General features: G+C 66.4%; 3 protein-coding genes and 1 pseudogene. All 4 read left to right on the top strand.

Features of this window, described 5'->3' with window-relative positions; translation table 11 throughout:
- Positions 1-250: pseudogene (locus ELR45_RS37315) on the top strand (NADH-quinone oxidoreductase subunit J); the annotation flags it as partial.
- Entirely contained in the window at positions 247-546 is a 300-nt protein-coding gene (gene nuoK / locus ELR45_RS09460) for an NADH-quinone oxidoreductase subunit NuoK (protein ID WP_129665413.1), read from the top strand. The pseudogene ELR45_RS37315 and the gene nuoK, both read left to right, overlap by 4 nt.
- Positions 547-640: 94 nt before the next feature.
- Entirely contained in the window at positions 641-2,512 is a 1,872-nt protein-coding gene (gene nuoL / locus ELR45_RS09455) for an NADH-quinone oxidoreductase subunit L (protein WP_420813865.1), read from the top strand.
- A gap of 11 nt (positions 2,513-2,523) precedes the next feature.
- Positions 2,524-4,050, top strand: a complete 1,527-nt coding sequence (locus ELR45_RS09450; protein WP_240759379.1) for an NADH-quinone oxidoreductase subunit M — start codon at positions 2,524-2,526, stop codon at positions 4,048-4,050.
- Positions 4,051-4,181: the final 131 nt, after the last annotated feature.

Raw genomic sequence — 4,181 nt, 5'->3', positions numbered from 1 at the left:
CGTCTATGCCCGGCACAACGCCGTGGACACGCCCGCCCTGCTGCCCGACGGCACCCCGGCGGAGTCGTCCGTCTCATCCGTGCTGGTCGCACGCGGCGTCGCTCGCCCCGTTGAGGAGTTCGCCGAGGACATCGGCGAGATCGGCCCAGAGGGCCGGAAGCGTCCTCCCAAGGAGGACCGCGATCCTCAGGGCGATGCGGACAACGGCGAAGGTGCCGGCGACGACGCTGACGGAGGTGACGCCCGATGAATCCCACGCCCTACATCGTGCTGGCGACCATCCTGTTCAGCCTCGGTAGCGCCGGCGTGCTGCTACGGCGGAACGCCTTGATAGCCTTCATGAGCGTTGAGCTGATGCTCAACGCGGCCAATCTCGCATTCGTGACCTTCGCGCGCATGCACGGCAACATCGATGGACAGATCGTTGCCTTCTTCGTGATGGTCATCGCGGCCGCCGAGGTCGTCGTCGGGTTGGCCATCATCGTGATGATTTTCCGAACCCGCAGGTCCGCGTCGGTTGACGACGCCAGCCTGCTGAAGCTGTGACGGGCCTGGGGGTTACGTGACGCTCACCAATGTAGTGACACTGGGTCTGGCTGCCCAGGCGGAGGCGAGCCAGGAGGTCCAAGAGGCCTCCGGGCTGATCTCCACCACCTGGCTGCTGATCGCGCTGCCGCTGGTCGGCGCGGCGGTTCTGCTGCTCGGAGGCCGCCGGCTCGACCGGACCGGACACCTGATCGGCTGCGCCGCCGTCATCGCCTCGTTCGTGTGGGCGGTGGTGCTCTTCGTCGACATGCTCGGCCAGGACGGCCACGAGCGCGCGTTCACCGTGGCGTTGTGGGAGTGGTTCAACGCCGGAGGTTACGAAGTCCGGCTCGACCTGCTGATCGACCAGCTCTCCATCGCGTTCGTGCTGTTGATCACCGGAGTCGGATCGTTGATCCATATCTACTCGATCGGCTACATGGAGCACGACGAGCGCAGGCGGCGGTTCTTCGGATACCTGAACCTGTTCGTTGCCTCCATGCTTCTGCTGGTCCTGGCGGCGGATTACCTGGTCATGTTCATCGGCTGGGAAGGTGTCGGGCTCGCCTCGTACCTGCTGATCGGGTTCTGGCAACACAAGCCCTCGGCCGCGGTCGCCGCGAAGAAAGCGTTCGTGGTCAACCGCGTCGGTGACATGGGCATGGTGCTCGCCATCGCGTCGATGCTGGTGGTCTTCGGATCCTCGTCGTTCCAGATCGTCTTCGCCGGAGCGGACGGTGCACAGACCGGCTGGCTGAACGCGATCGGCCTGTTGCTGCTGCTGGCGGCATGCGGCAAATCCGCGCAGTTCCCGCTGCAGTCCTGGCTGCTGGACGCGATGGAAGGTCCGACCCCGGTCTCCGCGCTCATCCACGCGGCGACCATGGTGACCGCCGGGGTCTACCTCGTGGTGCGGTCCGCGGCGATCTACGACCTGGCACCCGAGGCACGTACCGCGGTGATCCTGGTCGGCACCATCACGTTGCTGATGGGTGCCATCATCGGGTGTGCCAAGGACGACATCAAGAAGGCGCTGGCCGGCTCCACCATGAGTCAGATCGGCTACATGATGCTGGCAGCCGGGCTGGGACCGGCGGGGTACGCGTTCGCGATCTTCCACCTGATCACGCACGGCTTCTTCAAGGCCAACATGTTCCTTGGTGCGGGTTCGGTCATGCACGGCATGAACGATGAGGTGGACATGCGTCGTTTCGGAGCGCTGCGCGCGGCCATGCCGGCGACGTTCCTGACTTTCGCCGTCGGATACCTCGCCATCATCGGGATCCCGCCGTTCGCCGGCTTCTTCTCCAAGGACCGGATCATCGAGGCCGCGTTCGGCGACAACGTCCTGATCGGCCTATGCGCGTTGATCGGTGCCGGCGTGACCGCCTTCTACATGACCCGGGTCATGCTGTTGACGTTCTTCACGAACAAGCGCTGGGCCGATGACGCGCACCCGCACGAGTCACCGCGGGTGATGACTTGGCCGCTGTGGGCGTTGGGCTTCCTCTCGGTGGCCGGAGGGCTCGGGCTGCTGTACATCGGCGGCGGGATCGTCGACTGGCTGGAGCCGGTCACCGGCGAGGAACATCACGACCTGCCTGTCCCGGTGGCCGTGCTGATCGCGCTGACGATGCTCGTGGTTGTGCTCGGAGCAGCGCTGGCATGGTTCATGTACCAGCGTCGGCCGGTTCCGGCCGAGGCCCCGGCCGGCAACCCGGTCACCGTGGCGGCCCGGAATGATCTGTACGGTGACGCGTTCAACGAGGCCGTGCTGATGCGGCCCGGCCAGTACCTGACCCGGTCGCTCGTCTACGTCGAGAACCGCGGCGTCGACGGTGCCGTGATCGGCGCAGCGACCGCCGTGGGCGGGCTGTCCGCCCGCTGGCGTCGCTGGCAGACCGGATTTGTCCGCTCGTACGCACTGACGATGTTGGCCGGGGCCGGCCTCGTCGTCGTGGCCATGCTGTTGGTGAGGGTGCCGTGACATTCCCCTGGTTGACGACTCTGATCGCGGTGCCCGCGCTGGGCGCCGTGCTGACGGCGCTGGTGCCGTCGGGCCGCAGCAGACTCGCTAAGCAGGTCGCCATCGCGTTCTCCGTGTTGACGCTCGGGCTTGCGATCGCGGTGATCGCGCAGTTCGACATCGGTGGCGACCGTTACCAGCTCACCGAGCAGAACGAGTGGATCGAGGCGCTGGGCATCTACTGGGCGCTCGGCGTCGACGGGATCGGCGTCGCGCTGGTCGCGCTGACCGCCGTCGCGACGCCGATCGTCGCCCTGGCGATGTGGCCGGAGGCAGAGGAGAGCAAACGCGACCCGAAGGCCTACTTTGCGCTGCTGCTGGCGGCGGAGGCCCTGACCCTCACCGCGTTCGTCGCGAAGGACCTGTTGCTGTTCTACATCGTCTTCGAGGCGATGCTGATCCCGCTGTACTTCATGATCGGCATGTACGGCGGTGCGCAGCGACGCTACGCGGCGCTGAAGTTCCTGCTGTACAACCTGTTCGGCGGCCTGGTGATGCTCGCCGCGGTGATCGGAGTCTACGTCGAGTCGGCCGATGCGGGAACGGCGTCGTTCCTGCTGGCCGATCTGATGGCGCTGGACATTCCGGTCGAGACGCAGCGCTGGCTGTTCCTGGGCTTCATGCTGGCCTTCGCGATCAAGGCGCCGCTATGGCCGTTCCACACCTGGCTTCCGGACGCCGCCGCGGAAGCGACGCCGTCCAACGCGGCGTTCCTCTCCGGCGTGGCCGACAAGGTCGGAACGTTCGGCATGATCGCGCTGGCGGTGCCGCTCTTCCCGGAGGCGGCGGAGGAGTTCGCGCCCTTCATCGTCGCTCTCGCCGTGATCAGCATCGTGTACGGCGCGCTGCTGGCGATCGGCCAGACCGACATGAAGCGGCTGATCGGTTACACGTCGATCTCCCACTTCGGATTCATCGTGCTCGGCATCTTCGCCCTCACCGACCGGGGTGTCACCGGCTCGACCTTCTACATGATCAACCACGGGCTGTCGACGATCGCACTGTTCGTGATCGTCGGGTTCATGATCTCGCGCCGGCAGTCGCGACTGATCGCGGACTACGGAGGCATCCAGAAGCCGGCACCGAAGCTGGCCGGCGTTTTCCTCTTCGCCGGTCTGTCCGGCTTGGCGCTGCCTCCGCTGGCCACCTTCCTCTCCGAGTTCCTGGTGATCGCCGGCACGTTCGAGCAGTACCGGGCGCCCGCGGTGATCGCGACAGTCGGCATCGTGCTGGCGGCGCTGTACATCCTCTGGCTCTACCAGCGCACCATGACCGGCCCGGTCGGCGCGGAGAACGCAGAGACGCGTGACCTCGGGCTGCGTGAAACCGTCATCGTCGCGCCGCTGCTGGCGTTGATCCTGGCCCTAGGCGTGTTCCCGCGGACCGTGGTGGACGTGATCGACGAAGGAGTCGGCCCGAGCCTCGCGGAAGTCGACGTTCAGGCGCCGCCGCCGTTGGTGACCGTGACCGACCAAGCTGCTGAAGGGGACGACCAGTGAGCGCGCCACCCATCGAGTATGCGGCCCTGATGCCGATGATCATCGTCCTCGCTGCGGGCGTCATCGGTGTCCTGGTCGAGGCGTTCGTGCCGCGACGGCATCGGCACACGACGCAGGTCGTACTGTCGCTC

It is taken from the genome of Phytoactinopolyspora endophytica (assembly GCF_004138495.1).
Classification (GTDB): Bacteria; Actinomycetota; Actinomycetes; order Jiangellales; family Jiangellaceae; genus Phytoactinopolyspora; species Phytoactinopolyspora endophytica.
The sequence above is the reverse complement of the archived record's forward strand: the minus strand, read 5'-3'. Positions and strand labels throughout refer to the sequence as shown.

What these genes read in the sequence shown, in the direction of transcription:
- nuoK (WP_129665413.1), top strand. Translation starts at nt 247, where the DNA reads ATGAATCCCACGCCCTACATCGTGCTGGCGACCATCCTGTTCAGCCTC.